Annotated in this window: 24 protein-coding genes; 8 read left to right on the top strand and 16 right to left on the bottom strand. The window is 75.1% G+C overall.

The window, feature by feature from the left end:
* Positions 1–2 precede the first annotated feature (2 nt).
* The 5 genes from BMZ16_RS16300 to BMZ16_RS16280 form a co-directional block, all read right to left on the bottom strand.
* Positions 3–1,361 carry an RNA polymerase sigma factor gene (locus BMZ16_RS16300; protein WP_143082870.1) on the bottom strand — a complete coding sequence of 453 codons (1,359 nt, stop codon included), beginning with the start codon at positions 1,359–1,361 and terminating at the stop codon, positions 3–5.
* Complete coding sequence (locus BMZ16_RS16295; protein WP_089802441.1) at positions 1,358–1,699, bottom strand: YciI family protein; 342 nt, start codon at positions 1,697–1,699, stop codon at positions 1,358–1,360. Before BMZ16_RS16295 ends, BMZ16_RS16300 begins: the two co-directional genes overlap by 4 nt.
* Positions 1,696–2,100: a YciI family protein gene (locus tag BMZ16_RS16290; RefSeq protein WP_089802439.1), complete on the bottom strand. Its 405-nt coding sequence runs from the start codon at positions 2,098–2,100 to the stop codon at positions 1,696–1,698. Before BMZ16_RS16290 ends, BMZ16_RS16295 begins: the two co-directional genes overlap by 4 nt.
* An 82-nt stretch (positions 2,101–2,182) precedes the next feature.
* Positions 2,183–2,929 (bottom strand): YciI family protein, encoded by a 747-nt coding sequence (locus BMZ16_RS16285; RefSeq protein ID WP_143082869.1) that lies wholly within the window; start codon positions 2,927–2,929, stop codon positions 2,183–2,185.
* An 85-nt stretch (positions 2,930–3,014) separates the two neighbouring features.
* Positions 3,015–4,601, bottom strand: coding sequence for an MDR family MFS transporter (locus tag BMZ16_RS16280; RefSeq protein WP_089802434.1), 1,587 nt, complete (start codon positions 4,599–4,601; stop codon positions 3,015–3,017).
* Between the two features lie 236 nt (positions 4,602–4,837).
* On the opposite strand from BMZ16_RS16280, the gene BMZ16_RS16275 reads away from it, so the two are divergent.
* The gene (locus tag BMZ16_RS16275; RefSeq protein ID WP_089802432.1) at positions 4,838–5,419 is read left to right on the top strand and encodes a type 1 glutamine amidotransferase domain-containing protein; all 582 of its coding nucleotides are present in this window, start codon (positions 4,838–4,840) and stop codon (positions 5,417–5,419) included.
* A gap of 40 nt (positions 5,420–5,459) precedes the next feature.
* The gene (locus BMZ16_RS16270; RefSeq protein WP_089802430.1) at positions 5,460–5,963 is read left to right on the top strand and encodes an NUDIX hydrolase; all 504 of its coding nucleotides are present in this window, start codon (positions 5,460–5,462) and stop codon (positions 5,961–5,963) included.
* A 16-nt stretch (positions 5,964–5,979) separates the two neighbouring features.
* On the opposite strand, the gene BMZ16_RS16265 is transcribed toward BMZ16_RS16270, so the two are convergent.
* From BMZ16_RS16265 to BMZ16_RS16255, 3 genes are all read right to left on the bottom strand, one after another.
* On the bottom strand, positions 5,980–6,489 hold the full coding sequence (locus BMZ16_RS16265) for a GNAT family N-acetyltransferase (RefSeq protein WP_177199747.1): 510 nt from the start codon (positions 6,487–6,489) through the stop codon (positions 5,980–5,982).
* 62 nt (positions 6,490–6,551) lie between these two features.
* The gene (locus BMZ16_RS16260; protein ID WP_089802428.1) at positions 6,552–7,151 is read right to left on the bottom strand and encodes a YdeI/OmpD-associated family protein; all 600 of its coding nucleotides are present in this window, start codon (positions 7,149–7,151) and stop codon (positions 6,552–6,554) included.
* 29 nt (positions 7,152–7,180) lie between these two features.
* Positions 7,181–7,738 (bottom strand): DinB family protein, encoded by a 558-nt coding sequence (locus BMZ16_RS16255; protein WP_089802426.1) that lies wholly within the window; start codon positions 7,736–7,738, stop codon positions 7,181–7,183.
* 121 nt (positions 7,739–7,859) lie between these two features.
* Here BMZ16_RS16255 and BMZ16_RS16250 point away from each other — a divergent pair, with 121 nt between their 5' ends.
* The 3 genes from BMZ16_RS16250 (at position 7,860) to BMZ16_RS16240 (ending at position 12,269) form a co-directional block, all read left to right on the top strand.
* A complete protein-coding gene (locus BMZ16_RS16250; protein WP_089802424.1) occupies positions 7,860–8,492 on the top strand; it encodes a maleylpyruvate isomerase N-terminal domain-containing protein in 633 nt (210 codons plus the stop codon).
* A gap of 106 nt (positions 8,493–8,598) precedes the next feature.
* Positions 8,599–10,485 carry an ABC transporter ATP-binding protein gene (locus tag BMZ16_RS16245; protein ID WP_143082868.1) on the top strand — a complete coding sequence of 629 codons (1,887 nt, stop codon included), beginning with the start codon at positions 8,599–8,601 and terminating at the stop codon, positions 10,483–10,485.
* Entirely contained in the window at positions 10,482–12,269 is a 1,788-nt protein-coding gene (locus BMZ16_RS16240; protein ID WP_089802420.1) for an ATP-binding cassette domain-containing protein, read from the top strand. Before BMZ16_RS16245 ends, BMZ16_RS16240 begins: the two co-directional genes overlap by 4 nt.
* Before the next feature lie 43 nt (positions 12,270–12,312).
* Here the strand turns inward: BMZ16_RS16240 and BMZ16_RS16235 are convergent, their stop codons facing one another.
* Both BMZ16_RS16235 and BMZ16_RS16230 read right to left on the bottom strand, forming a co-directional pair.
* Positions 12,313–14,076 carry a putative bifunctional diguanylate cyclase/phosphodiesterase gene (locus tag BMZ16_RS16235; protein WP_089802418.1) on the bottom strand — a complete coding sequence of 588 codons (1,764 nt, stop codon included), beginning with the start codon at positions 14,074–14,076 and terminating at the stop codon, positions 12,313–12,315.
* Positions 14,077–14,181: 105 nt separating this feature from the next.
* Positions 14,182–14,988: an SDR family oxidoreductase gene (locus BMZ16_RS16230; RefSeq protein ID WP_089802416.1), complete on the bottom strand. Its 807-nt coding sequence runs from the start codon at positions 14,986–14,988 to the stop codon at positions 14,182–14,184.
* A gap of 182 nt (positions 14,989–15,170) precedes the next feature.
* Here BMZ16_RS16230 and BMZ16_RS16225 point away from each other — a divergent pair, with 182 nt between their 5' ends.
* Genes BMZ16_RS16225 through BMZ16_RS16215 form a run of 3 tightly spaced genes read left to right on the top strand, consistent with a single transcriptional unit; the run spans position 15,171 to position 16,593 of the window.
* The gene (locus tag BMZ16_RS16225; protein ID WP_089802921.1) at positions 15,171–15,710 is read left to right on the top strand and encodes a universal stress protein; all 540 of its coding nucleotides are present in this window, start codon (positions 15,171–15,173) and stop codon (positions 15,708–15,710) included.
* On the top strand, positions 15,698–16,234 hold the full coding sequence (locus tag BMZ16_RS16220) for a FluC/FEX family fluoride channel (RefSeq protein ID WP_255366759.1): 537 nt from the start codon (positions 15,698–15,700) through the stop codon (positions 16,232–16,234). Before BMZ16_RS16225 ends, BMZ16_RS16220 begins: the two co-directional genes overlap by 13 nt.
* Complete coding sequence (locus BMZ16_RS16215; RefSeq protein WP_089802414.1) at positions 16,231–16,593, top strand: fluoride efflux transporter FluC; 363 nt, start codon at positions 16,231–16,233, stop codon at positions 16,591–16,593. Before BMZ16_RS16220 ends, BMZ16_RS16215 begins: the two co-directional genes overlap by 4 nt.
* A gap of 210 nt (positions 16,594–16,803) precedes the next feature.
* On the opposite strand, the gene BMZ16_RS19990 is transcribed toward BMZ16_RS16215, so the two are convergent.
* The 6 genes from BMZ16_RS19990 to BMZ16_RS19980 form a co-directional block, all read right to left on the bottom strand.
* A complete protein-coding gene (locus tag BMZ16_RS19990; protein ID WP_089802412.1) occupies positions 16,804–18,120 on the bottom strand; it encodes a CE1 family esterase in 1,317 nt (438 codons plus the stop codon).
* Positions 18,121–18,258: 138 nt separating this feature from the next.
* Positions 18,259–18,873, bottom strand: coding sequence for a class I SAM-dependent methyltransferase (locus BMZ16_RS16205; RefSeq protein ID WP_089802410.1), 615 nt, complete (start codon positions 18,871–18,873; stop codon positions 18,259–18,261).
* A 60-nt stretch (positions 18,874–18,933) separates the two neighbouring features.
* Complete coding sequence (locus BMZ16_RS16200; RefSeq protein ID WP_089802409.1) at positions 18,934–19,563, bottom strand: FMN-binding negative transcriptional regulator; 630 nt, start codon at positions 19,561–19,563, stop codon at positions 18,934–18,936.
* A gap of 76 nt (positions 19,564–19,639) precedes the next feature.
* Positions 19,640–20,440 carry a class I SAM-dependent methyltransferase gene (locus BMZ16_RS16195; protein ID WP_177199746.1) on the bottom strand — a complete coding sequence of 267 codons (801 nt, stop codon included), beginning with the start codon at positions 20,438–20,440 and terminating at the stop codon, positions 19,640–19,642.
* A 338-nt stretch (positions 20,441–20,778) separates the two neighbouring features.
* Positions 20,779–22,812 (bottom strand): glycoside hydrolase family 11 protein, encoded by a 2,034-nt coding sequence (locus tag BMZ16_RS19985; RefSeq protein ID WP_089802405.1) that lies wholly within the window; start codon positions 22,810–22,812, stop codon positions 20,779–20,781.
* Positions 22,813–23,150: 338 nt separating this feature from the next.
* Positions 23,151–24,197 (bottom strand): glycoside hydrolase family 11 protein, encoded by a 1,047-nt coding sequence (locus BMZ16_RS19980; RefSeq protein ID WP_089802403.1) that lies wholly within the window; start codon positions 24,195–24,197, stop codon positions 23,151–23,153.
* Positions 24,198–24,295: the final 98 nt, after the last annotated feature.

Raw genomic sequence — 24,295 nt, 5'->3', positions numbered from 1 at the left:
GGTCAGCCGCGGTGCCCCGGGTCGCGGGCCTGCGCGTCGGCGAGGTCGCGGGCCTGCGCGAGCCGCGTCTCCAGGTGGTGGCGCTCGGCGGCGTCCGGCACCAGGGTGAGCGCCCGCGTGAGCGCGTCGACCGCCTGCGGGCCCCGGCCGGCGCGCAGCAGCAGCTCCCCGCGCACCGCGGGCAGCCGGTGGTGGTGCGCGAGGGCGTCGTCCAGGCCGTCGAGCACCTCGAGCCCTGCCTCCGGGCCGGCGGCCTCCGCGACGGCCACGGCCCGCGCGAGGCGCACCACCGGGGAGCCCGTGCGGGCCTCGAGCACGGCGTAGAGCCGGGCCACCACGTCCCACCGCGTCGCCGCGGCCGTGGGGGCGGTGGCGTGCTCGGCCGCCGCGAGCGCCTGCAGCCGGTGGTCCTCCGCCAGTCCGTCCAGCGGGGGCAGGGCCGCGAGCAGGTCCACCGCCTCGGCGATGTCGTCGTGGTGCCAGCGGCTGCGGTCCTGGTCGGGCAGCAGCACCAGGCGGCCGTCGTCGTCCAGCCGCGCGTCGCGGCGCGAGTGCTGCAGCAGCATGAGGGCGAGCAGGGCGTGCACCCGCGGTGACCCGCCCAGCAGCCGGTCCAGCTCGCGCGTCAGGCGCACGGCCTCGTCGGCCAGGTCCACGCGCAGACCACCGGGCACGTCCGCGGGCTGGTACCCGGCGGTGAACAGCAGGTAGAGCACGGTGCTGACCGCGTCGAGCCGCTCCGCGAGCTGCCCGGGCGGCGGCACGACGAACGGCACGCCCGTGGCGGCCAGCCGCTTCTTGGCCCGGGTCAGGCGCGCGGACATGGCGGTGTGCTGCACCAGCTGCAGCCGCGCGATGTCGGCCGTCCCCAGCCCGACGACGAACCGCAGCGTCATGGCCACCCGGTCCGCCGGGGCGAGCGCCGGGTGGCAGCACGCCAGCACCAGGCGCAGCTGCTCGTCGGCGACGTGCGCGCCGGGGTCGTGCGTCGCGGCGGCCAGCGCGCGCATCTCGTCGTCGACCACCATGAGCGGCTCCTTGCGCCGGTGGACCGCCTGCGACCGCAGCCGGTCCAGCACCCGCCGGCGGGCGGCCGTCAGCAGCCACGCACCGGAGTTGGTCGGTACGCCGTCGCGCGGCCAGGTGCGGGCGGCGGCCTCGAACGCGTCGCCCGCGCCCTCCTCGGCCAGGTCCGGGCTGCCGAACTGGGCGACGAGCAGCGCGACGACGTGCGACCAGTGCGTGCGCCACGCGTCACCCAGGGCGTGCGCGACGTCGTCCGCGGCCGCACCGCCCGCCGCCGACCCGCCGGCCGGTGGTCCGGCGGGCGGGTGCGGCGGCGGGACCGGACCGGGCGTCACGGCTCGACGCACTCCCGGATCTCGTGCGTCGCCTCCGGCAGCAGCCGCACCAGGCCCTCGAGCGTGGCCACGTCCGGCGCATCGACCAGGTAGAAGCCGCCGAGCGGCTCGGTGGTCCGGGCGACCGGCCCGTCGGTGACCTCCGTGGCGTCGCCGACGTGGCGCACGGTGCGGGCGTGCGTGACGCCGGCGAGCGCCTCGCAGGCGAGGATCGTCACGCCGACGCCCGGCGCCTCCCGCGCGAACGCCTCGTGGCCGCGGACGTACCGGGCGCGACCCGCGGCGTCCGCGCTGCGGTACGTCTCCTCGTCCTCGTGGACGAGGACCACGAGCTTCACGACGCCACCGACGCCACCGGCTCCGCGTCGACGGGCGCCGCCGCCTGCTCGTCCTGCCCGCCCACGGGGCGCAGCTCGATGGTCCCGGGGTCGTTCTGCAGCAGGCCCGCGGCCAGGTGCAGCAGACCGTCCGGGTCGGCCGTGCGGATCAGGTAGAACCCGCCGAGCTGCTCGGTGAGCTCCGCGAACGGGCCGTCGCTCAGCTCCGGACCGTCCGCACCGACGCGGAGCAGCCGTGCGGCGGACGGGCTCGCCAGCTCCTCGCCCCCGAGGATCTCGTGGCCGTGCGCGGCGCAGTCGGCGGCGAACCGCTCGTGCGCCGCGTACGACGCCCCGAGGTCGAGGCAGGCGTCGGGGTCGCCCCACAGCAGCAGGGTCCAGGTGCGCGGTGTGCTCGTCATCGTGCGGCCTCCGTCATCGGGGGCACCCACTGTGCCCGCTCGCCTCCATGACGCGCGAGCAGGTGCGGTTTCGACAGCGCCGTCATCCCGTGACCGGCGCCGCGTCGTGCGCCATGCCGCGCACCTCGACCGTCCCGCGGCCCTCGGCCTCGACGAGCGGCGCGGCGAGCCGCAGCAGCGCGTCCGGGTCGTGCGTCCGCACCAGGTAGTACCCGCCCAGCTGCTCGGTGGTCTCGGTGTACGGGCCGTCGCAGAGGACCGGCTGCCCGGCGGGGGTCGTGCGGACCAGCCGGGCCGCGGTGTGCGGCCCGAGCTCCTCACCGCCGACGACCCGGTGCCCCTGCTGCTCGCACGCGGTCACGAACGCGTCGTGGGCGGCGAGCACGACGTCGAGGTCGAACGCCCCGGCGGGGTCGCCGCGCAGCAGCACGAGGTGGAGGGGAGCATCGCCCGGGGTGGTGCCGTCGTGCGCCGCCCCGTCGTGCGCCGCCCCGTCGTCGTGCAGCACCTCCGGGCGCAGCTCCAGGGTGCCGCCGTCGTGGGTGACCAGCGGTGCGGCGAGCCGCAGCAGGCCCTCGGGGTCCGCCGTGCGGATCCGGTAGAGGCCGCCGAGCTGCTCGGTGGTCTCCGTGTACGGGCCGTCGGTCGGCCCGCCGCCGACGGCCAGGGTCCGTGCGGTCGACGCGTCGGCGAGCTCCTTGGCGAGCAGGACCTCGTGGCCCCGCGCGGCGCAGTCGGCCTCGAACCGCTCGTGCGCCGCGTACGCGGCCGGGGGGTCGACCAGCGCGTCGGGGTCGCCCCACAGCAGCATCAGGTAGGTCGTCGTCATCGTGTCCTCCAGCACGTCCCGGGGCACCCACTGTGCCCGGCACGCCCACGACGGGCGAGGACCACCGGATTCGACACCCCGCGCGCTACTCCACCCGTGCGACCCCCCGGGCCTCCAGCCCCGACTTGTCGGACAGGGCGACCTCCTTCATGAAGAACGCGATGACGAAGCCCAGCACGGCGAGCGGCACCAGGTACCAGAACGCGGGCGCGAGGGCCTGGGAGTACGCGTCGACGACGACGTCGCGCAGCGCCGCCGGCAGCTCGCGCACCGCGTCCGGGGTCAGGGACTGCGCACCGAACCCCTGCGGCACGTCCCCGGGCGGCGCGTCGCGCAGCGCGTCACCCAGCTGCGTCGCCAGGCGGGCGGTGAAGACCGTGGAGAAGACGCTGGTGCCGACGGCCGCACCGATCTCCCGCAGGAAGTTGTTGGTCGACGTCGCCACGCCCACCAGGTCGGGGGTCACCGAGTTCTGCACCGCGATGACGATCGTCTGCATGACGAACCCCAGGCCGAGCCCGAGGACGAAGATCATGGCGCCGAACGTGACCATCGAGATGTCGGGCGTCAGCTGCGTGAGCCACGCCAGCCCGATCGTCGCGATGCCCATGCCGATGATCGGGTACGGCTTGTACCGCCCGTACCGCGTGATGAGCAGGCCCGAGCCGAGCGCCGTGATCATCAGGCCCACGGTCATCGGCAGCATCATCAGCCCCGCGTCCGTCGCGGTGGAGCCGCGCGCCATCTGCAGGAACGTCGGCAGGAACGACAGCGCCGCGAACATCGTCATGCCGAACAGCAGGGCGATGGTCACCGAGACGGTGAACGTGCGGCTGCGGAACAGGTGCAGGGGGATCAGGGGGTCGGCCGCGCGGGACTCCGCCACCAGGAAGGCGACCAGCGCGACGACGGTCACCACCACCAGGGCCCACAGCGCCGGGTTGCTCCAGTCGTATCGGCGGTCGGACGAGATCGTGCTCCAGCTGGTCAGGAAGACGATGCCCGAGGTCGTCAGGGTCAGCAGCACCGCACCGAGCACGTCGAGGCGGCTCGTCGCGCGGTGCGTGGGCAGCCGCAGCCGGAACCACGCGATGCCCAGCGCGACCAGGGCGACCGGCACGTTCAGCCAGAAGCACCAGCGCCACCCCGGGCCGTCGGTGAACCAGCCGCCCAGCAGCGGCCCGATCACCGTGGCCACGCCGAACACCGCGCCGATCGGCCCCATGAACTTGCCGCGCTCACGGGCGGAGACGATGTCGGCGATGATCGCCTGGCTGAGGATGACCAGACCGCCGGCGCCCAGGCCCTGCAGGGACCGCCACACCACCAGCTCCGCGAAGGAGCCGGACAGGGCCGAGCCCGTCGACCCGATGAGGAACAGCACCAGCGCGACGAGGAACGGGGTGCGCCGTCCCCACAGGTCGCCGACCTTGCCGTACACGGGCATCACCACGGCGATCGCCAGCAGGTACGCGGTGACGATCCAGCCCTCACGGTCGGCCGCGCCCAGGTCGCCGACGATCGTCGGCAGCGCCGTGCTCACCACGGACTGGTCCAGGGCGGACAGGAACATGGCCGCGAGCAGGGCGCTGAAGATGACGTAGACCGTCCCGCGGGACAGCACGAACTCCGGTTCGCCCGTCTCCGCCGGGGGGTGCGTGGTGCCGCTCATGGGCGTGTCCTCGCTGCGCGTCGGGACGCGGCGTCCACCGACCGTCCGGCGTGGCGCCGCGGGTGAGCACTGCCGGGGCGCACGGCCGGCGGTCGCACCCCCGTCTCGAGTGTGCTGCGGGTGCGCGGGGGTCGCACGGCGTGCGCCCGGCTCCGGGTGCGGGGCGCCGGCGACGTGCTTACGGTGGCCGACGCCCGGCCACCCCGGGCACACCGTCGACCCGGAGGAGACACACCATGTCCGACGCGGACCTCACCGGCCGCCGCGTGCTGGCCGTCGTCACCAACTACGGCGTGGAGCAGGACGAGCTCGTCGTGCCCGTGGAGCACCTGCGTGCCGACGGCGCGACGGTCGACGTCGCCGCCGTCGACGACGCCCCGATCGAGACGCTCGTCGGCGACAAGGACCCCGGACGCAAGGTCCAGCCCACCCTCACGCTCGGTGCCGTCGACCCCGACGACTACGACCTCCTGCTGGTCCCGGGCGGGACCCTCAACGCCGACAGCCTGCGCCTGCAGGACGAGGCCGTGAGCCTGGTCAGGGCCTTCGCGTCCTCGGGGCGGCCCGTCGCCGCCATCTGCCACGGGCCGTGGCTGCTGGTCGAGGCCGGCCTCGTCGGCGGCAAGCGCCTGACGTCGTACCCCTCGCTCACCACGGACGTGCGCAACGCCGGGGGCACCTGGGTCGACGCGGAGGTCGTCAGCGACGACGCGGCAGGCTTCACGCTCGTCACGTCACGCACCCCCGACGACCTCGACGCGTTCCTGCGTGAGGTCGACTCCGCCCTGGTCGCGCGCGGCGCCGCGCTCGCGTCCTGACGGCCCGCCCTCACCCCGCACGACGACGGCCGGTGCGCCCGTGCCCGTGACCAGCGCGGGGCTGCTGCTGCACCACGGCCGCGGCGCGTCCGCGCACGTGCTGATCGCCCACATGGGCGGCCCCTTCTGGGCGCGCAAGGACGAGCGGGCGTGGTCGGTGCCCAAGGGTGTGGTCGAGCCGGGCGAGGACGTCGCGGCGGCGGCCCGCCGGGAGTTCCGCGAGGAGCTGGGCGTGCCGCCGCCCGACCTGCCGGCCGTGGACCTGGGAGCGTTCCGCTACAGCTCGGGCAAGGTCGTGCACGTGCTGGCGGTCGAGGTGCCGGCGGCGCTCGTCGGCTCGCCCGACGACCCCGCGTGCCCCGACCTGACGACCCGCCCGGGCATCAGCACCGCGCAGGTCGAGTGGCCCCCGCGGTCCGGGCGGCGCCTCGACGTCCCCGAGGTCGACCGGGCGGCGTGGTTCCCGGTCGAGCAGGCCCGGCCCCGGCTGGTGGCAGGGCAGCAGCCGGTTGTCGACGCGCTGCTGGCGGCCACGGGCCCGTGAGCGGTCCGGTGCGCGCTCAGACGGTGGGCGGCGGTGCCGTGGGACCGTCGGGCGGCGCCGCGGGGGTCCGGAGCAGCGCCAGGTACGTCCCCGGCTCCACGGGGGCGAACCCGAACCGCTGGTACAGGCCGTGCGCGTCGGCGGTGGCGAGGACGACCCGGGGCAGGTCCATGGCCTCCAGGTGCGCGACGGTGCCGGCGACGAGCGCCGTGCCGATCCCCTGGCCGCGCTCCGCCTCGTCGACGAACACGTCGCACAGCCACGCGAAGGCTGCCCCGTCGGTGACGACACGGGCGAACGCGACCTGCCGCCCCGACGCCCGCTCGAGGACGCCGAAGCACAGCGACCCGTCGATCGCGGCGTCCTGCACCGCACGGGTGCGCCCGCGCGCCCAGTAGGAGCGCTCGGACAACCAGCGGTGCACGGTCGCGCGGTCGACGTCGGCCCGGTCGGACGTGAACCGGTAGCGGGTGGTGTCGAGGCCGGGGGCGTCCTGCGGGGCGGGCGTCGTCTCGTCGGTCGTCACCGGCGGGACGCTACCGGCGGCGGGCGGCCGGCGGGAGGGGGAGCCGCGGCCGGGGCGGGCGGTCAGACGCCGTCCGGTCGCCGCTTCTGCGGCCCCGGCGTGCGGCCCTGGGCCAGGTCCTCGACGAACGTCGCGATGCGCCGGGCGCGCGTCTCGGGGCGCTTGGCCTCGCCCACGCGGTACAGGATCGAGTAGCGGTTGCCCGACGTCAGCACGTCGAACCAGGCGCGCGCCGCCGGGACGGCGTCGAGCGCGGCGGCCAGGTCGTCCGGCACCTCGATCGTCGCGGGCCCGCGGTAGGCCGCGTCCCAGCGCCCGTCGGCACGCGCGGCGGCCACCTGCGCGCGGCCCGCGTCGTGCATGCGACCCTCGGCCTCGAGGTGCGCCACGCGTTCCACGTTGACCGCGGACCACGCGCTGCGCGGGCGTCGCGGCGTCATCCGCTGGAACGAGCTGTGCTCGTCGCGCCGGCGTGCCTGCCCGTCGATCCAGCCGAAGCACAGCGCCTCCTCGACCGCCTGCACGTACGTCAGCGTCGTGACGTCGCCGCCCTTCTTGTGCAGGACGAGCCAGACCCCGGTGGGGTCGGTGTGGTGCTCCGCGAGCCAGGCACGCCAGGCGCTCGCGTCGGGGAGCAGCAGCTCCGGCAGGTCGTCGGCCACGGCACCATGCTGCCGCGCACCACCGACACTCACTCGCCGGTGACGCCGTCGATCGACTCGCGCAGCAGGTCGGCGTGCCCGTTGTGGCGGGCGTACTCCTCGATCATGTGGACGAGGATCCAGCGCAGCGACACGCCCTCGCCGGTGTCGCGTCGCAGCCGGCGGCCCGTCTGGTCCAGCCCGCCGGCCGCCAGGGCCGTCTCGACCGTGCGCTGCGACCGCGCCACGGCCGCGTCCCACAGCGCCCGCAGCTCCTCCGGGGAGTCCTGCGCGGCGCTCGTGAGCTCCCAGTCGTGGTCGACGTCCCAGGGCGCCGACGCCCACGGCTCGACCTGCTCGTCCAGCCACACGTGCGAGAACCAGTTGTCCTCGACCATCGCCAGGTGCTTCAGCAGCCCGCCGAGGGTCAGTGTCGAGGGCGGCAGGGTCCGGCGCAGCGCGTCGGCGTCCAGGCCGTCGACCTTGAGCAGCAGCGTGCGGCGGTGGTAGTCGAGGAAGCCCAGCAGGGTCTGTGCCTCGTCGCCCCCGAACGGCGGGTCCGTGCGCTCGGGGGTCAGGCGGGCGGGGGCGACGTCGCTGCGGTCCATGGTCGGGAGTCTGGCAGGGCCTCCGTCGCGGGTCGTGGGAATACTCCGGTGCCGGCCCCGCGCCGGGTCGCGGGGCCGTCCGGCCTTCCGACGTGCCGCTCCCGCTGCCACACTGCCCGGCATGACGCCCCGCGACGACGCGTTCCTCACGGCCGCCGACGCGGCACTCACCCTCATCGACCGGCCCGACGTCGCGGCGCGCTGGTCGCAGCCCAGCGCGTTGCCGCGCCTGAGCGTCGGGGCGCTGGCGGTGCACCTGGGCAACCAGGTGGTGCGCGCCGCGCAGGTCCTCGCGCTCGACCCCGGTGACCTGCCGGTGCTGGCCGACGCCGACGAGCACTACGCGCGTTCCGCGTGGCCGACGGCCGCGCCGCAGGACCCGGTCAACGACCGCAGCGCCGACGAGGAGGCCGCCGCGGCGGGTCCGCAGGCGCTGCACGACCGGGTCGCCGCGCAGCGCGACGTCGTCCGCACGGCGCTGACCGACGGCACGGCGCCCGACGTCGTGCCCGTCCCCTGGGCCGGGTGGGCCCTGCGGCGCGAGGACTTCCTGCTGACGCGCGTGCTCGAGGTCGTCGTGCACGCCGACGACCTGGCGGTCAGCGTCGACGTCGGCACCCCCACCTTCCCCGCGGAGGTCTTCGACCCCGTCCGCGACCTGCTGGTGCGCCTCGCGGTCGCCCGGCACGGCCAGGCGCGCGTGGTCGCCGCCCTCACCCGCCGCGAGCGCGCCCTGCCGATCACCGCGTTCTGACCGCGCGGGGGACGAGCAGGCGGGAACCGGGACGAAACGTTGTCGGGCGGGGGGCCGGGGGCCTAGGTTCGCGTGCGGCGGAGGCCGTCCGAAGGCAGGGGTGCACGTGACGACGACGACCGACGAGGTCCGACCGACGCTGCGCGGGCTCGGGCGCCGCTGGCGCCAGCGGCGCGCGGCGGCCGAGCACCTGCGGCGTCTGCTGCCGTACGCCGGGCGCGGCCTGGTGGCCGTCACGCTCGCGGTGCACGTGGTGGCCGGCGCCGCGCCCGTGGCGTTCATGGCGGGGACGGGGTACGCGCTGCAGCGCGTCGTGGCGGGGGAGCCGGCGACGCCCTGGCTGGTGACCGCGCTGGTGGCGTTCGTCGTGCAGCAGCTGCTCGCGCCCGTGCAGCTCGTCCTGTCCCGCAAGGTGCAGCGCCGGGTCGACGCGGCCTGCATCGCGCGGCTGACGTCGTTCGCCTTCCACGGCGCGACGCTCGCGGGGCTGGAGCGACCCGACGTCGCCGACCGGCTGGCGCAGGCCGAGGAGGCGTTCGAGCAGTGGACGCTCACGCCCGGGGCGGCGCTCGAGGGCGCGCTCGCGCTCACGGCCCGGTATGTGCAGCTGGTCGGTGCGGTCGTGCTGTTGGCGGTGGTGGTCGGGCCGTGGCCGGCGCTCGCGGCGCTCGTGGTGGCGCTGGTGGCGCGCCTCGGGCAGACGGAGGGGTTCTTCCGGTGGGGCGGCCTGATCCGGTCGTTCGGCCCGCTGCGGCGGCGCGTCACGTACGTCCGGGAGCTGGCCACCGGGACGCGGGCGGCCAAGGAGATCCGCGTCCTGGGCCTCGCCGGCTGGCTGGAGGACCGGTACGTCGCGGAGAACCGCGCGGTGCTGGAGCCGACGTGGCGACTGCGCCGCGAGGTCTACGGCGCGCCCTTCGCCGTGTACGCGCTGGTCGCCGCGGTGGGCTCGGTGGTGGCGCTGCTGCTGGTGGCGCGCACGGGCGCCGACGTCGCCGCGGTGAGCATCGCCGTGCAGGCCGTCGCCCTGTGCGGCCGGTTCGGCGTGATCTTCCCCGAGTCGGACGTCAAGCTCGTCTACGGCCGCGGCGCGTGGGAGGCGATGCTCGAGCTCGAGGACGCGGCCCGGCGCACCGGCGTCCCCACCGGCGGCGGGCAGGTGGTCCGCCCGACCCGGGAGATCGCGCTGCGCGGCGTGCGCTTCGGCTACCGCCCCGACCTGCCGGTCCTCGACGGCCTCGACCTCGAGCTCCCCGTCGGCACGTCCACGGCCCTCGTGGGCGTCAACGGCGCGGGCAAGACCACGCTCGTCAAGGTGCTGACCGGCATGTACACGCCCGACGCGGGTGCGGTGCTGGTCGACGGCGCGGACCTGCGCGGCGTGGACCCCGCGGCGTGGCAGCGCACGTTCGCGGCGACCTTCCAGGACTTCCTGCGGTACGAGCTGACGCTGCGCGAGAACGTCGCCATGGGCGCGATCGACCACCTGGACGACGACGCCGGGGTCGCCGCCGAGCTGCGGCGCGTGGGGCTGGGGGCCTGGCTGGACGGGTTGCCGCAGGGCCTCGACACCCCGCTGACGCGTGCCGTGCCCGGCGGCCGTGACCTGTCCGGCGGGCAGTGGCAGCGCGTCGCCCTGGCGCGGTCGCTGTTCGCGGTGCGCCACGGTGCGGGGGTGCTGGTGCTCGACGAGCCCACCGCGCAACTCGACGCCCGCGGCGAGGCGGAGTTCTACGACACGTTCCTCGACCTGACGCGCGGCGTGACCAGCCTGGTCATCTCCCACCGGTTCTCCACCGTGCGCCGTGCCGACCGGATCGTCGTGCTCGACGGCGGCCGGGTCACCGAGGCGGGCACGCACGACGAGCTCGTCGCCCGCGGCGGCGACTACGCCCGGATGTTCGAGGTGCAGGCCCGGCGGTTCGCCGCGGCCGGCGCCGCACCGCCCGCGTCCGGCGGCGTGCACGCCGGCACCGAGGGGGAGGCCCCGTGACCGACGTCCTGTTCTGCCTCGGCCGGCTGCTGGCGATCGCGTGGCGGCTCGACCGGCGCCGGCTGCTCGTCGGTGGTGGTCTGCTGCTCGCCGGGTCGGTGGCCACACCCCTGGTCGCGGTCGCCGCCGGCCGCGTCGTGGACGCGGTGCTCGACGGTGCCGGGACCGCCGCCACCGTCTGGGCCGTCGTCGCCGGCCTCGCGCTGACCGGCGAGCTCATGCTCGGGCACTTCGCGCACCTGTCGTACTTCGCGCTCGCGGAGCTGACCGAGGAGCGGTTCAACCGCGACCTCGTCCGCCTCGTCAACGGCACCGACCACCTCGACCGCACGGACGACCCGGCCTTCGCCGACCGGGTCGACCTGCTGCGCCAGGACGTCATGCAGATGCGCGCGACCGTGCAGTCCGGGCTCCAGCTGGGTGCGACGGCTGTGCAGGTGCTGCTCACGGCCGTCGTGCTGAGCACCGTGTCCCCGTGGCTGCTGCTGCTGGCGGTCGTCGCGGTCGTGCCCGTGCTGCTGGGCCGCCGCGCCGAGACCGACCTCGAGCAGGTGCGCGAGCAGCAGTCGCCGACGACCCGGGGCATCCGGCACCTGCGCCGGCTGGCCACGAGCCCCGCGTCGCAGAAGGAGATCCGCCTCAGCGGCGGTGCCGACTTCCTGCTCGCCCGGCAGCGGGCACTGCTGGAGCGGTACGACGACGCCATGACCCGCGCCGACGTGCGCTACGCGCTGCTGCGCACCGGGGGCCAGCTCGTCTTCGGGCTGGGCTACGTCGCCGCCGTCCTCGGGGTCTTCCTGCTCGCGTCGCAGGGCCGGGCGACCGCCGGCCAGGTGGTGCTGACGGTCACCCTGGCCACGCAGCTCAGCGTGCAGATGTCGACCGGCATCGCGCTGCTCGGCTCGGTGCACCGCGCCGCCGTCGGGCTGCGCCGCTTCCTCGCCTTCGAGGCGGAGGTCGCGGGCGACGTCGCCCCGGCGACCGGCGTGCCCGCCCCGGCGCGCACGGGCGACGGCATCCGGCTCGACGGCGTGACGTTCCGCTACCCCGACGCCGACCTCGACGCGCTCGCGGACGCGGACCTGCACCTGCCGGCCGGGACGTCGGTGGCCCTCGTCGGGGAGAACGGCGCGGGCAAGAGCACGCTGCTCAAGCTGCTGACGGGTCTGTACCGGCCCACGGCGGGGCGGGTGGTGGTCGAGGGTGTCGACCTGGCCGACGTCGCGCCGGCGGCCTGGCGTGCGCGCACCGCCGCGCTGTTCCAGGACCTCGCGCGCGTCGAGCTGTCGCTGCAGCACAGCGTGGGCATCGGGCACCTGGTCGACGTGGACTCCCCGGCCGCCGTGTCTGCGGCGGTGGACCGCGCCGGTGTCGCGCAGGTCGCGGCCGAGGTCGGTCACGACGGCGTGCTCGGGACGGCCTACGCCGACGGCCGGGACCTGTCCGGCGGGCAGTGGCAGGGCGTCGGGTTCGCCCGCACGCTCATGCGGACGGACCCGCTGCTGCTGGTGCTGGACGAGCCGGCGTCGGCGCTCGACGCCCTGGCCGAGCAGCGGCTGGTCGACGCGTACCGCACGGTGGCGGCCGACGTCGCGGCGCGGGTCGGCGGCGTCACGCTGTTCGTCACGCACCGGATGTCCACCGTGCGCCTGGCGGACCGCATCGTGGTCCTGGAGCACGGTCGCGTGGTCGAGCAGGGCACGCACGACGAGCTCGTGGCCGCGGCCGGGCGCTACGCCACGCTGTGGGCGCTGCAGTCCCGCGCGTACGCGACCGACGACTGACCGCGGGCCGCGACCGGGCCGCGTCGGGGCCCGGGTGGTCGCGTCACGCCCGCGGCGGCGGTGCGCTGCCGGAGGGCGGGGCGAGCTGTCCCCACGGCACGCGCGCGAGCTCCGCGACGGGCTGCGCCGCGGCGTACCGGTAGCCCTGCGCGGCGCGGCAGCCGAGCTCCTGCAGCAGGAGGGCCTGCTCGGCGGTCTCGACGCCCTCCGCGACCACGAACATCTCGAGCTCCTCGCACAGCCGCAGCAGCTCCCGGACCAGCACCCGGCGCCGCGGTGACGTCGCCAGGGTCGTGAGGAACGCACGGTCGAGCTTGATGAGGTCCGCCGGCAGCTCGTCCAGGCGGCTGAGGGACGAGAAGCCGGTGCCGAAGTCGTCGATGGCGACGCGCACCCCCTGCTCGCGCAGCGTCGTCAGGGTACGCAGCGCCGCGGGCCCGGACCCCTCGACGACGCTCTCCGTCACCTCGAGCACGAGGTGCGTGGCCGGCCAGCCCGCATCGTCCAGGGCCCGCAGGACGCGCTGCGCGTACCCCTGCCCGACGAGCTCGCGCCCGGACACGTTGACGCCCAGCAGCACCCGCCGGCCCCACGCCGCCTCCAGCAGCTGCCCGTCCGCGCACGCCAGGGCCAGTACCGTCGCGCCCAGGTCGTCGATGAGGCCGCCGTCCTCCGCGGCCGTGACGAAGTCCGCGGGTGGCACCCGGCCCAGGCGCGGGTGGTCCCACCGGGCCAGCGCCTCGACCCCGATCACGGCGCCGGACGCCAGGTCGACCACCGGCTGCAGCTCGACGCGCAGCTCGCGTGCCGCCAGCGCGTCGGCGAGGTCGTCGACCAGCCGGGGGGGCTGCCGCTCGGAGAGGACGGTGCGGCCGCGACCGGCGGCCTTCGCCGCGTACAGCGCCGCGTCGGTGCGGCGCAGCACCTCCGCGGCCGTCTCGCCCTCGACGTGCTCGGCGACGCCGCAGGACGCGGCGGTCGGTGCGGCGGCGCACAACCGGTCGGCCAGCGCGACCGCCTCCTCGCCCGACCGTCCGGGCAGCAGCACCGCGAACTCGTCGCCGCCGCGGCGGCCCAGCACCATGCCCGGGACGTCGAGCCCGCGCCACGCGTCGGCGGTGCCGCGTAGCAGCTCGTCACCGACCGCGTGCCCGTGCTCGTCGTTGACGCGCTTGAAGTGGTCGAGGTCCAGCAGCACCAGCGACAGCGGCATGCCCCGGCGCTCGTGCCGGTCGATCGCCTGCTCGAGGGCCGCGTCCCACGCCCGGCGGTCCGGCAGCCCCGTCAGCGCGTCGATGCCCGCGGTCGACGCGTGCTGCGCCAGCACCCCCACGACGCCCGCCACGCCGCACCACAGGGCGACGTACGACGCGCAGACCAGGACGGGCAGGTCGTGCACCACCAGCAGCGGCACCACCTGCCACGCCGACGCGAACCCCACGACGACCCACGCGTCGCGGCGGCGCAGGAACAGGGTCGACTCGACGCCCAGCAGCATGGCGAGGGACGCGGACGCCAGCGCGAGCGTCGGCGTGGGTGCCAGCGCGGTGCCGACCCCGAGCGCTGCCGCACCGACGAGCAGGAGGGCCCCCAGCGTGCGGCGGGGGAGGTGCGGATGGACCACGAGCAGGACCGTGCCCGTGAGCGCCGCCGCGACCGCGACGGCCAGCAGCATGCCGCCACGCGGGTCCCCGGTGCGGACCACGTCGACGGCCAGGAGCACGGCCGCACCCCCGCCGACGAGGAACAGCCCGGCGGTGGTGCGCACGACGACGTCGGGCGTGCCGGTGCGCGTCGTCGGGGCCATCCGCCCACACTCCGGCCCGCCGGGCGTCCGTGTCCAGGTTTGGCACGGTTTGCCCGTCCTGCGAGGTGCAGGATCACCCGCTCGCCGCACGCGACGGGCTGCGCGTCACCAGCGGCGGAAGCCGCCCTCGGTGGACAGCACCTGGCCGACGACCCAGCGACCCGCGTCGGACACCAGCCACGCGATCAGGCGTGCCGGGTCGTCCGGCTCGCCGAACCGGCCGCCGGGGAAGTGCGCCAGGACGGCCTCGAGGACCTCCGGCGGCCGGTCGGCGGTGTCGACGTCGAGGTAGCCGGTGTTCACCGGCCCGGGGTTCACCGTGTTGAGGACGATGCCGCGGCCGATCAGGTCGTCGGCGACCGACGCCGTCAACCCGGCCAGCGCCGCCTTGGACGCGGCGTACGCGATCTCGGACGGCATGGGCCCCAGCAGCTGCCCCGACGTCATCCACACCACCCGGCCGCCCGGGCGTCCGTCGTGCCGGTCCGCGAACGCCTTGGTCGCCAGGATCGTCGCGCGGGTGTTGACCGCCCAGTGCGCGTCGAGCGTCTCGGCGGTCTGCTCCGCCAGCGGGCCGTCACCGCCGCTGCGCGCGTGGTTGCAGACCAGCACGTCGAGGTGCCCCAGCGCGTCCGCGGCGCGGTCGACCAGCTCCTGGCCCGCCGTGGGCGCGGCCAGGTCCAGGCTCGTGGCCGCCAGCCGTGCGCCCGGCACGAGCTGCTCGCGCAGCCCGGCGAGCACCGCGTCGACGTCGTCCGCACCCCAGGGCTGCTCCGCGTCGTGCGGCGCCCAGTGCTGGACGAACACGTTCGCCCCCGCGCGTGCCAGCCGTGACGCGACCGCGTACCCGATGCCCTGGCGCCGGCTCACCCCGGTGACGACAGCCGTCCGTCCGTGCAGGTCCTCGCTCATGGTCGCCGACCGTAGGCGCCGCGCCGCGCGCCGGCCACCGGATAACGCACGTGCTGGTCCGATACCCCCTCGCCGCGCGTCGTCCCCGCGTACCCTGACGTGCGGGGGGCGGACGTGCGCACCCTCGGCACGGCCGGCGGCCGTGCACCGGACACGGGGGCACGGCCCGCGGAAGGGTGGTCATGGAGACCGGCGCCGTCCCCCAGCCCGCCCTCGAGCGGATGGTCGAGCCCACCGGGCACCCCCTGGTCGTCGGTGTCGTCCCCGGGCAGGACCCCCTGGTGGTGCGCACCGCCGCGGCGTGGGCGCGCGCGGTCGGCGCCCCGCACCTGCACCTGGCCTACGTCGACGTGACCCGGTACGTGGTGCAGGAGTACCCGGACGGGTCGGTCGCGCACATGTCGATCCGGCCCGCCGGTGCGGACGACGCCTGGCGGGTCACCCGCGACGAGCTGCGCGCGCACGCCGCCGAGCACCTGGCCGGGCAGGACGTCGTCTGGCGCGTGCACTACCTGGCGGGTCGTCCCGACCGCGCCCTGACGCACCTGGCCCGGGCGGTCGACGCCTCGGCGTTCGTCGTCGGCAGCGGGTCCGGGCGCCTGCGTGAGCTGGTCGACGGGTCGATCGCGCTGCGCCTCGCCCACCACCAGCACCGGCCCGTCCTGACGGTGCCCCTGCGCGTCGTGGACTGGAAGGACCCGCGGGCCCCGTGGCAGCGGTGACACCGACCGCGCCCCCGGGTGCCCCGGTCCCCGCACCGCCGACCCCCGGGGCCGTGGCCCTGGTCGCCGCCGGGGGCAGCGTCGGCGTGCTGGTCCGGGCCGCACTGGCCCAGACCCTGCCCGCCGCGCCCGGGGGCTGGCCCTGGACGACGTGGGCGGTCAACGTGGTCGGCTCGCTGCTGCTCGGTGCGCTGCTGGGGGTGCTGGGGCGTGGCCCCGACGCGGGACGCCGGCGGGCGGTGCGGCTCGGCGTCGGTACGGGGGTGCTCGGCGGGTTCACGACGTACAGCACGTTCGCCGTGGAGGTGGACACGCTGGTCACCGGCGGGTACGCCGTGGGTGTCGCGTACGCGCTGGTCAGCGTCGTGGTGGGGGTGGCCGCAGCCGCCGCGGGCCTGCTGCTCGGCGGGCGACCCGTGCGGGCCGCCGACGGGCCGGACGTCCCCGTGCGGGGCGCCGACGGGCCGGACGCCCCCGTGCGGGGGGCAGACGGGCCGGACCTCCCCGTGCGGGGCGCCGCGTGATCGTCGTGCTCGCGCTCGCGGGCGGTCTCGGCGCGGCCGCGCGGTTCGTCGTCGACACCGCGGTGGCCCGCCGTGCCCGGACGTCCGTGCCCGTGGGGACGGCCGTCGTCAACGTGACCGCCTGCCTGCTGCTGGGGCTGCTCACCGGCTGGGCGCTGGGGCGCCCGGGCAGCGACGGTGTGCTCGCGGTGCTCGGCACGGGCCTGCTGGGCGGCTACTCCACGTTCAGCACCGCGAGCGTGGAGGCCGCGCGGCTGCTGCTGGCGGGCCGCCGGTCCGCGGCCGTGCTGCACGCGCTCGGCATGCTGCTGGCCTGCGTCGGCGCCGCGGCGGCGGGTATCGCGCTCACCGCGCCCTGACGCTCGCGCTCACCGCGCCCTGACGTGCGACGGGCCGCGGGGCCGGCCGCGCTGCGTGCGCAGCCCCGGCCGGCCCCGCGGCCGTGGTCGGACGTCCTGTCGGCGGGTCGCGCCGTGTCACCAGGTCGGCGCGACCCGCCGTGCCCCGGACACCGGGGCCGGATCCCGCCCGGCATTCGCGGAAGCGCCGGGCGGGACGTGCGGTGGACGTCAGCTCGTCGTGCAGCTCAGCGTCGGGCTCGACGGGCTGCCGGTGGCGATGAACCCGAAGGTCGTGGTCCCGCCGGCCGGGAGCGTGCCGTTCCAGGCGGCGTTGCGGACGACCACGAGGTCGCCCTGCGGGGCGAGCGTGCCGCTCCACAGCTGGTCGACGCGCTCGCCGGCGGTCCGCCAGCTCACGCTCCAGCCGCTGGTCGCGGCACCGGCGCGCACGGTGACCTCACCCTGGAACCCGCCGGGCCAGCTGTTGACGGTGGTGTACGTCGCGGTGCAGGCACCCGCCGGCGGCGGCGTCGTGGGGCCGGGCGTCGGTGTGGTGGTCGGGCCGGGTGACGGCGTGACCGTGGGCGTGGGGGTGGGCGTCGGGGTGACCGTCGGCGTCGGCGTGGGGGTCGGCGTGACGGTCGTCGAGCGCAGCGACGTGAAGAACTGCCAGATCTCGCCCGGGACGTGCGACTGCTGCTTGCCGCGGTCGACGGCGGCCCACTGGTGGTCGCTGTCGTTGGCGATCCACACGACGGGGTACCCGTCGCGGCACTGGTACGTGGTCTTGGTGTGCGCCTGACCGCTGTTGCCGGCGGGCTCGGGCGCGTTCTGCGCCTGGCAGCCGTTGTTCCGCAGGGCACGGTCCCGCAGCGCACGACCCTGCGAGATGTTGAGGACGCTGTCGACGACGCCGTGCGAGCCGAGGTACGCGATGGGCTGGGTGCCGCCCTCGCAGCCGGACAGCTGGGCGCCGTTGAGCACGGCCACGGCGCGGAACACGTCGGCACGGGCGCACGCCAGCGCGTTGCTCATGCCGCCGCCGTAGCTGAACCCGGTGGAGAACCGCTGCGTGGTGTCGACGCAGAGGGCGGCCTCGACGGTCCGCAGGATGTCGTCGATGAACGTGACGTCCCTCCCGCCGGAGTTCGGCCACGCGTTGTCGATGCCCTGCGGCGCGACGAAGATCGTGCTGTTGTTCGCCAGCGGCTTCAGCCCGTAGAAGTTCTCGTTGACGACGTCCTGGGACGTGCCGTGCCACCAGTGGATCCCGAGCACCAGGCGGTACGCCGTGTTCGGGTCGTAGTTGGCGGGCACGTCGAGCCGGAACTGGCGGGACTGCCCGCTGCTGGTGATCGTGTGGTTGCCGGTGCTGAGGCGCGGTGCGCTGCCGCAGCCGGCGGTGACGGCGGCCGGGAGGGCGCCGCCCGGGGCGGCGGGCGCGGGCAGTGCCGACGCCGGTCCGGCGATGCCGCCGAGGACGAGTGCTGCGGCGGAGGCCGCGAGCACGGCTCTCAGCCGTGTGGTCGGGGTTCGCAGTCGCACGGGGGTTCCTCCCTGCCGGTGCGCGTCGGCGACGGTGCCGGACGCGCGTGGCCGTGGGGTCGGTGAACGTTCGCGGGTCCGGCGAATGTAGCGATACAGCACGTCGAGGAGCAGTGCCCGAAACGGTTCGGAGACTTCTCAGCCGGTGACCGGGTCCTTCGTCCACACCATCGCGTACCGCCACAGCGGGAGCCGCCGCCAGCGCGCACCGGGCAGCACCTCCCGCACGATCGCCCGCACCTGCGCGTACGTGTGCGGGCAGGGCCAGACCGTCGGTGCGGTGTGCTCCCAGGAGGTGCGGGTCCGGCGCAGCACCTGGTGCTGCACGACCCCGGCCACCTCCCACGGTGCGTCACGCCAGCCGACCGACCGGGCCATGCCGACGTCGACGAGCACACCGCCCGGTGCGACCAGCGTCGACAGGCGGCGCAGCCCGTCGGCGAGGTCGGGCAGGTGGTGCAGGACCGCGACGGACGCGACCACGTCGAACGTCCCGGCAGGGAAGGGTGCCCGCAGGGCGTCGCCGCGCACCCACGCGATGTCGTCGCCCGCCGCCCGGGCGCGGGTCAGCACGTCGGCGTCCAGGTCGAGGCCGACCACGTGCGGCACGCGGCGTCGCAGGTCGGCGGCGAGCAGCCCGTCGCCCGTCCCCACGTCCAGCGCCGTGCGCGCGTGCGCGGGCACCGCGCCGAGGACGAGCGGGTGGTAGTGCAGGTTGTGGTTCCAGCGGTCCTGCGTGACGGGCGCGCTCACGTGCCGCCCCCACGGTGTGCCGGGACGGCCGAGGTGCGCGACATGGACGGAACGTACCGGTCAGGCGCGGGCGCCGCGGGCGTCCATCGCCGTCGCGACGGCGGCAGCCTGCGGGTCGTCCTGCGTGCGCAGGCCCGCGACGACGCCGGCGTGGTCCGCCGCCGAGCGGTTCTGGCTCAGCTTCGCCTTGGCCTCGACGCGCTCGATCCGCACCTCGATGCCGACGACGGCCCGCAGCTGCCGGGTGACGAAGTCCGCCGGTGCGTCGGTGACGCGCCAGCGGTCGGCCCGGCCCTCCTCGTGGCGGTCCGTCAGCAGGGTGACCGCCTCGCGCAGCCACGCCTCGTCGGTGCGCACGGACGCGCGGCCGCTCAGGTGGACGGCCGAGTAGTTCCAGGTCGGGACCATCCGGCCGTGCTCGGCCTTGCTGGGGTACCAGGACGCCGACACGTACGCCTGCGGCCCGGTGACGACCGCCAGCGCGGGTGAGTCGTCACCGATGCTCCGCCACTGGGGGTTCGCCCGCGCCATGTGGAGCACCAGCCGGTCGCCGTCCCACACCACCGGCAGCAGGGTCGACGTCGGGTAGCCGTCGGGTGCGACGGTCACGAGCTCCGCGGTACCGGCCGCCGCGACGAGCGCACGGATCTCGTCGGCGTCGTCGAGCGCGTTGAACACGGGCACGTACATCGCGGGGTCCTCCCGGTGGCTGGTGCGACGGTAGCGCGGAACGGGGGCGCACGGCCGGGCCGACCGGGTGCCGCCGTCAGCGGGTGGCGATGCCGAGCAGGTGGCTCGAGACGTCGGCGGCCCCGCGGTCGCCCTCGGCTCGTCGTGCGAGCAGCAGCGCGGCGTCCACCACGTCGTCGTCAGGTGCGGAGAGCTCGAGCGCGAGGCTCGCCGGGCCTTCCAGGCCCGTGACCCACGCGTCGCGGAACCCCGCTGCGCCGAGCTCGTCGACGAGCTCGGCACCCGTGTGGAAGTGGCCGCCGGGGAACTCGCCCTCGGGGTTCCGGATCTCGTCGAGCACCTCACCGGTCTCGAGCAGGTGGACCAGCGCGGGCCCGGGCAGGCCGGTGAACCGGCGTCGCAGCACGGCGTCGAGCGCAGCGATCGTCCGCGAGATCCCGACCGCGAACACCGACCCGCCCGGACGCAGGACGCGAGCCGCCTCGCGCAGCGCGCGCACCCTCTCCTCTCGCGTGACCAGGTGGCACAGGGGGCCGGCGAGCAGGACGGCGTCGTAGGACGCGTCGTCGGCGACCAGCGCGCGGGCGTCGCCCAGCTCGGCCGTGAACGTGCCGACCGTGCGGGCGGACTCCACGTGGGACGGCACCGGGTCGACGAGGGTGACGGCGTGCCCGGCAGCGGCGAGCCACGTCGCGTGCGCCCCGGCGCCGCCACCCACGTCGAGCACGCGGGACCCCGGAGAGAGGTGAGCGCTCACGACCTCGCGGACGCGTGCGAGCTCGGCGCGGCCGACGGCTCCCGTGGTCAGCCGTGCAGCCTCGTCGAAGTCCCCGCCGTAGTAGCGCTGGATGCGCGCGTCGAGCGTCCGCTGGTCCATCCGCCGACGGTAGCGGCGGCGGTGCATCGGGTCCCGGTGATATCGACCGGTCGAGGCAGGTGCGTGGGCCGGCCATTGGTGACCACTGGTCAGTTGGGTCGGCCTGGCTGTGACCACTGGTCAGTTGGGTCGGCCCGGCTGTGACCACTGGTCAGTTGGGTCGCCCCGGCTGTGACCACTGGTCAGTTGGGAGGTGGTGCCGGCCGTTCCGGGCCCCCAACTGACCAGTGGTCAGCGGTGGGTGGGACGGCGGGCCGGTGGGCCGGTGGGGGCGCGGGTTGGCGTGGGCCGGGCCGCCCTCCGCGGTGGGAGGGCGGCCCGGTCGGTGCGGTGCGTCGTCAGCGTGCCGTGCAGGTGGCCGACGGGGTGCTGCTGTTGCCGCCGGAGTAGTACGTCACGCCGAAGCTGTTGCTGCCGGACGACGTGAACGTGTTGCCCGAGCGGGTGGCGTTCCAGGCGTTCTGGATCGACTGGCCCGAGCCGGGGTTGACCGTGACCGACCAGCTCGAGGCGCCGGACACCGTGTAGGTGACGTTGAAACGGTCGGACCACGACTCGGCCTTCGTCGCCGTCACGGTGCAGGCGCCACCGGTGTTGCCACCGGTGTTCCCCCCCGTGTTGCCGCCGGTGTCACCGCCGGTCGACGTCCCGGTCGGGGCGACCGCCCGGCCCGTCGAGGCCGAGATGTGCCCGGTGCACAGGTTGCGCGACTGCAGGTCCTGCAGGATGCCGGGCAGCGCCTGCACGGTGGCCGCCGGCCAGTCGTGCATGAGGATCGTCTGGCCGTTCGTCAGGCGCGAGGCGGCCTGGCGGATGCTCGACGACGACGCGTTGTTCCAGTCGTTCGAGTCGACGTCCCACGTCACGACGCGCAGGCCGAGACCAGCGGCGACGTTGTTGACGGTGCCGTTGACCTCGCCGTACGGCGGCCGGAAGACCGTCGGCGTGACGCCGGCGGTGCTCTGGATCGCCTGCTGCGTGCGCGACAGCTGCGACTGGACGTCGCTCTGGCTCATGTTCACCAGGTGCGGGTGGTCCCAGCTGTGGTTGCCGATCTGCAGGCCGGCGTTCTTGTAGGCCTGCATGAGGGAGGCGTTGCTCTGCGCGTTGGAGCCCGTCGGGAAGACGGTGGCGGTCGCGTTCGCGGCCTTGAGCGCGCTGATGATCTGGTTGGTCGTGCCCGAGTTGGGGCCGTCGTCGAACGTCAGGGCGACGTACCCGGCGGAGCAGTTCTGCGGCGTGCCGCCGCCGGTGTTGCCGCCCGTGTTCCCGCCGGTGTTCCCGCCGGTGTTCCCACCCGTGTTGCCACCCGTGTTGCCACCGGTGTTCCCGCCGGTGCTGCCCCCGGCCGCCGTGCAGGTGGCCGACGGGGTGCTGCTGTTGCCGCCGGAGTAGTACGTCACGCCGAAGCTGTTGTTGCCGGCCGACGTGAACGTGTTGCCGGAGCGGGTGGCGTTCCAGGAGTTCTGGATCGACTGGCCCGAGCCGGGGTTGACGGTGACCGACCAGCTCGACGCACCGGAGACGGTGTAGGTGACGTTGAAGCGGTCGGACCAGGACTCGGCCTTCGTCGCCGTGACCGTGCAGCCGCTGGACGTCCCGCCGCCGGTGTTCCCACCGGTGTTGCCACCCGTGTTGCCACCGGTGTTGCCGCCCGTGTTCCCGCCGCTGCCCTCGGACACCGTGATGTTGGACGAGCCGGAGGACTGGTACCCCTCGGTGGCCATGATCTGGTAGTTCTGCCGGCCGAGCTGCATGCCCTTGGACGCCCACGCGTTGAAGTGGTTCTGGGCGGTGATGGTGCCGCCGACGCGCTTGGACTGCCGCACCGACCAGAACTGCTTGAACGTCGAGCTGTCACCCTCGATCGACGGGGCGTTGACGCGCGTCGTCTCGTAGATGTCGTACGTGCCGCCGTCGGAGGTGACGGTGCCCTTGAAGGTGCCGGTGGGCCGGTAGGTGCCCCACGAGTCGACGATGTAGTACTCGACCAGCGGCCCGTTGGTCCAGCCGTAGAGCGTCAGGTAGGCGTTGCCGGAGGGGTTGAACTGGCCGGAGTAGGACACGGCACGGCCGGTGCCGGTCTGCCACCCCTTGCCGATGACGAAGTTGCCCGTGTTCTGCCACTGCGTCGTGTAGTTGCCGCCGTCGTTCATGCCGGACGAGACGGTGCCGGGGCTGTCGGTCCAGAACGAGAACCAGTAGCCGCCGCTGGTGCCGGTCTGGTTGGTGGTGACGGTGGCTGCCGTCGCGGGTGCGGCCGCGGCCACACCTCCGGCGGCGAGCACCGCGGTGGCGAGCGCGCCCAGGAGGGCGCGCGCGGTGCGGCGACCCTTCCGGGCCGGCCCGGCCGTTGCGAGGGTGTCGAGCATCAGGGGCTCCTTCGTTGCAGCACGGGGAGAGCGGGTGCGGGGCGGCCGACGGGGTGGAGGTGGCGCTCGTCGACGCACGTCCCGGGTGCGCACGGGCGCGGCTGGTGGGCGTCGCAGCACCGGGTCCGGCCAGTGTGGATCCTGCGGAACCGCAGGTGACAGGCGTGGAGAGGATCAGAACCGTTTAGGTTTCGGGGTTCAGCCCGAAAGGGTGTCGCCGGTCCCGGTGCGCGGACGCGGCGACGCCCGCCACGACACGGAGGTCTCCTCGCGTCGCGACGGGCGCCGTGGTGCGTCCGGTGCGGTCGGGACCGGTCACCCGGTCCCGACCGACGGTGCTAGGAGCAGATGCCCCAGGGGATGTAGTTGATGTTGTTCGAGCCCTTGTAGTACGTGACGCCGAAGCTGTTCGAGCCCGAGGACGTGAAGGTGTTGCCGTTGCGGTTGGCACCCCACGCGCTCTGGATCGACTGCCCGGTGTTGGGGTACACCGTCACGGACCAGCTCGACCGACCGGACACGGTGTAGGTGACGTTGAAGCGGTCGCCCCACTCCTCGCCCCGCGTCCAGCTCACCGTGCAGCCGTTGTTCGTGTTGCTGCCGCTGTTGTTGCCGCCGGTGTTGCCGCCGCCGCCGGTGTTGCCGCCGCCGTTGTCGCCCCCGCCGTTGTTGCCGCCGCCGCCGGCGGTGCCCTCGGAGACCGTGATGTTGGACGAGCCGGAGGACTGGTACCCCTCGGTGGCCATGATCTGGTAGTTCTGCCGGCCGAGCTGCATGCCCTTGGACGCCCACGCGTTGAAGTGGTTCTGGGCGGTGATGGTGCCGCCGACGCGCTTGGACTGCCGCACCGACCAGAACTGCTTGAACGTCGAGGAGTTGCCCTCGATCGACGGGGCGTTGACGCGCGTCGTCTCGTAGATGTCGTACGTGCCGCCGTCGGAGGTGACGGTGCCCTTGAAGGTGCCGGTGGGCCGGTAGGTGCCCCACGAGTCGACGATGTAGTACTCGACCAGCGGCCCGTTGGTCCAGCCGTAGAGCGTCAGGTAGGCGTTGCCGGAGGGGTTGAACTGGCCGGAGTAGGACACGGCGCGGCCGGTGCCGGTGGACCAGCCCTTGCCGATCACGAAGTTGCCGGTGTTGCGCCAGCTCGTGGAGTACTGGCCGCCGTTGCCCAGCGACGCGGAGACCGTGCCGGGGCTGTCGGTCCAGAACGAGAACCAGTAGCCGCCGTTGGTGCCGGTCTGGTTGCTGTTGACGTCCAGCGCGGAGGCGGGCGTCGCCAGCGCGACGGTGCCGGCCATGAGTGCGCCGACGGCGACGCTGCCGAGGGCGGCGCGCAGTGAGCGGCGCCGGGAGGGACGGACGGGGGCGAAAGTGTCGGTCATCAGGAGGCGCTCCAGTACGTGAGGGTGGAGGTGCCAGGCGGGGCGGACCGCGCTCCCTCGCGGGGCCCGCTGAACCTGCCACGGCGGTTCGACCGGTA

It is taken from the genome of Cellulomonas sp. KH9 (assembly GCF_900114185.1).
Classification (GTDB): domain Bacteria; phylum Actinomycetota; class Actinomycetes; order Actinomycetales; family Cellulomonadaceae; genus Cellulomonas.
The sequence above is the reverse complement of the archived record's forward strand: the minus strand, read 5'-3'. Positions and strand labels throughout refer to the sequence as shown.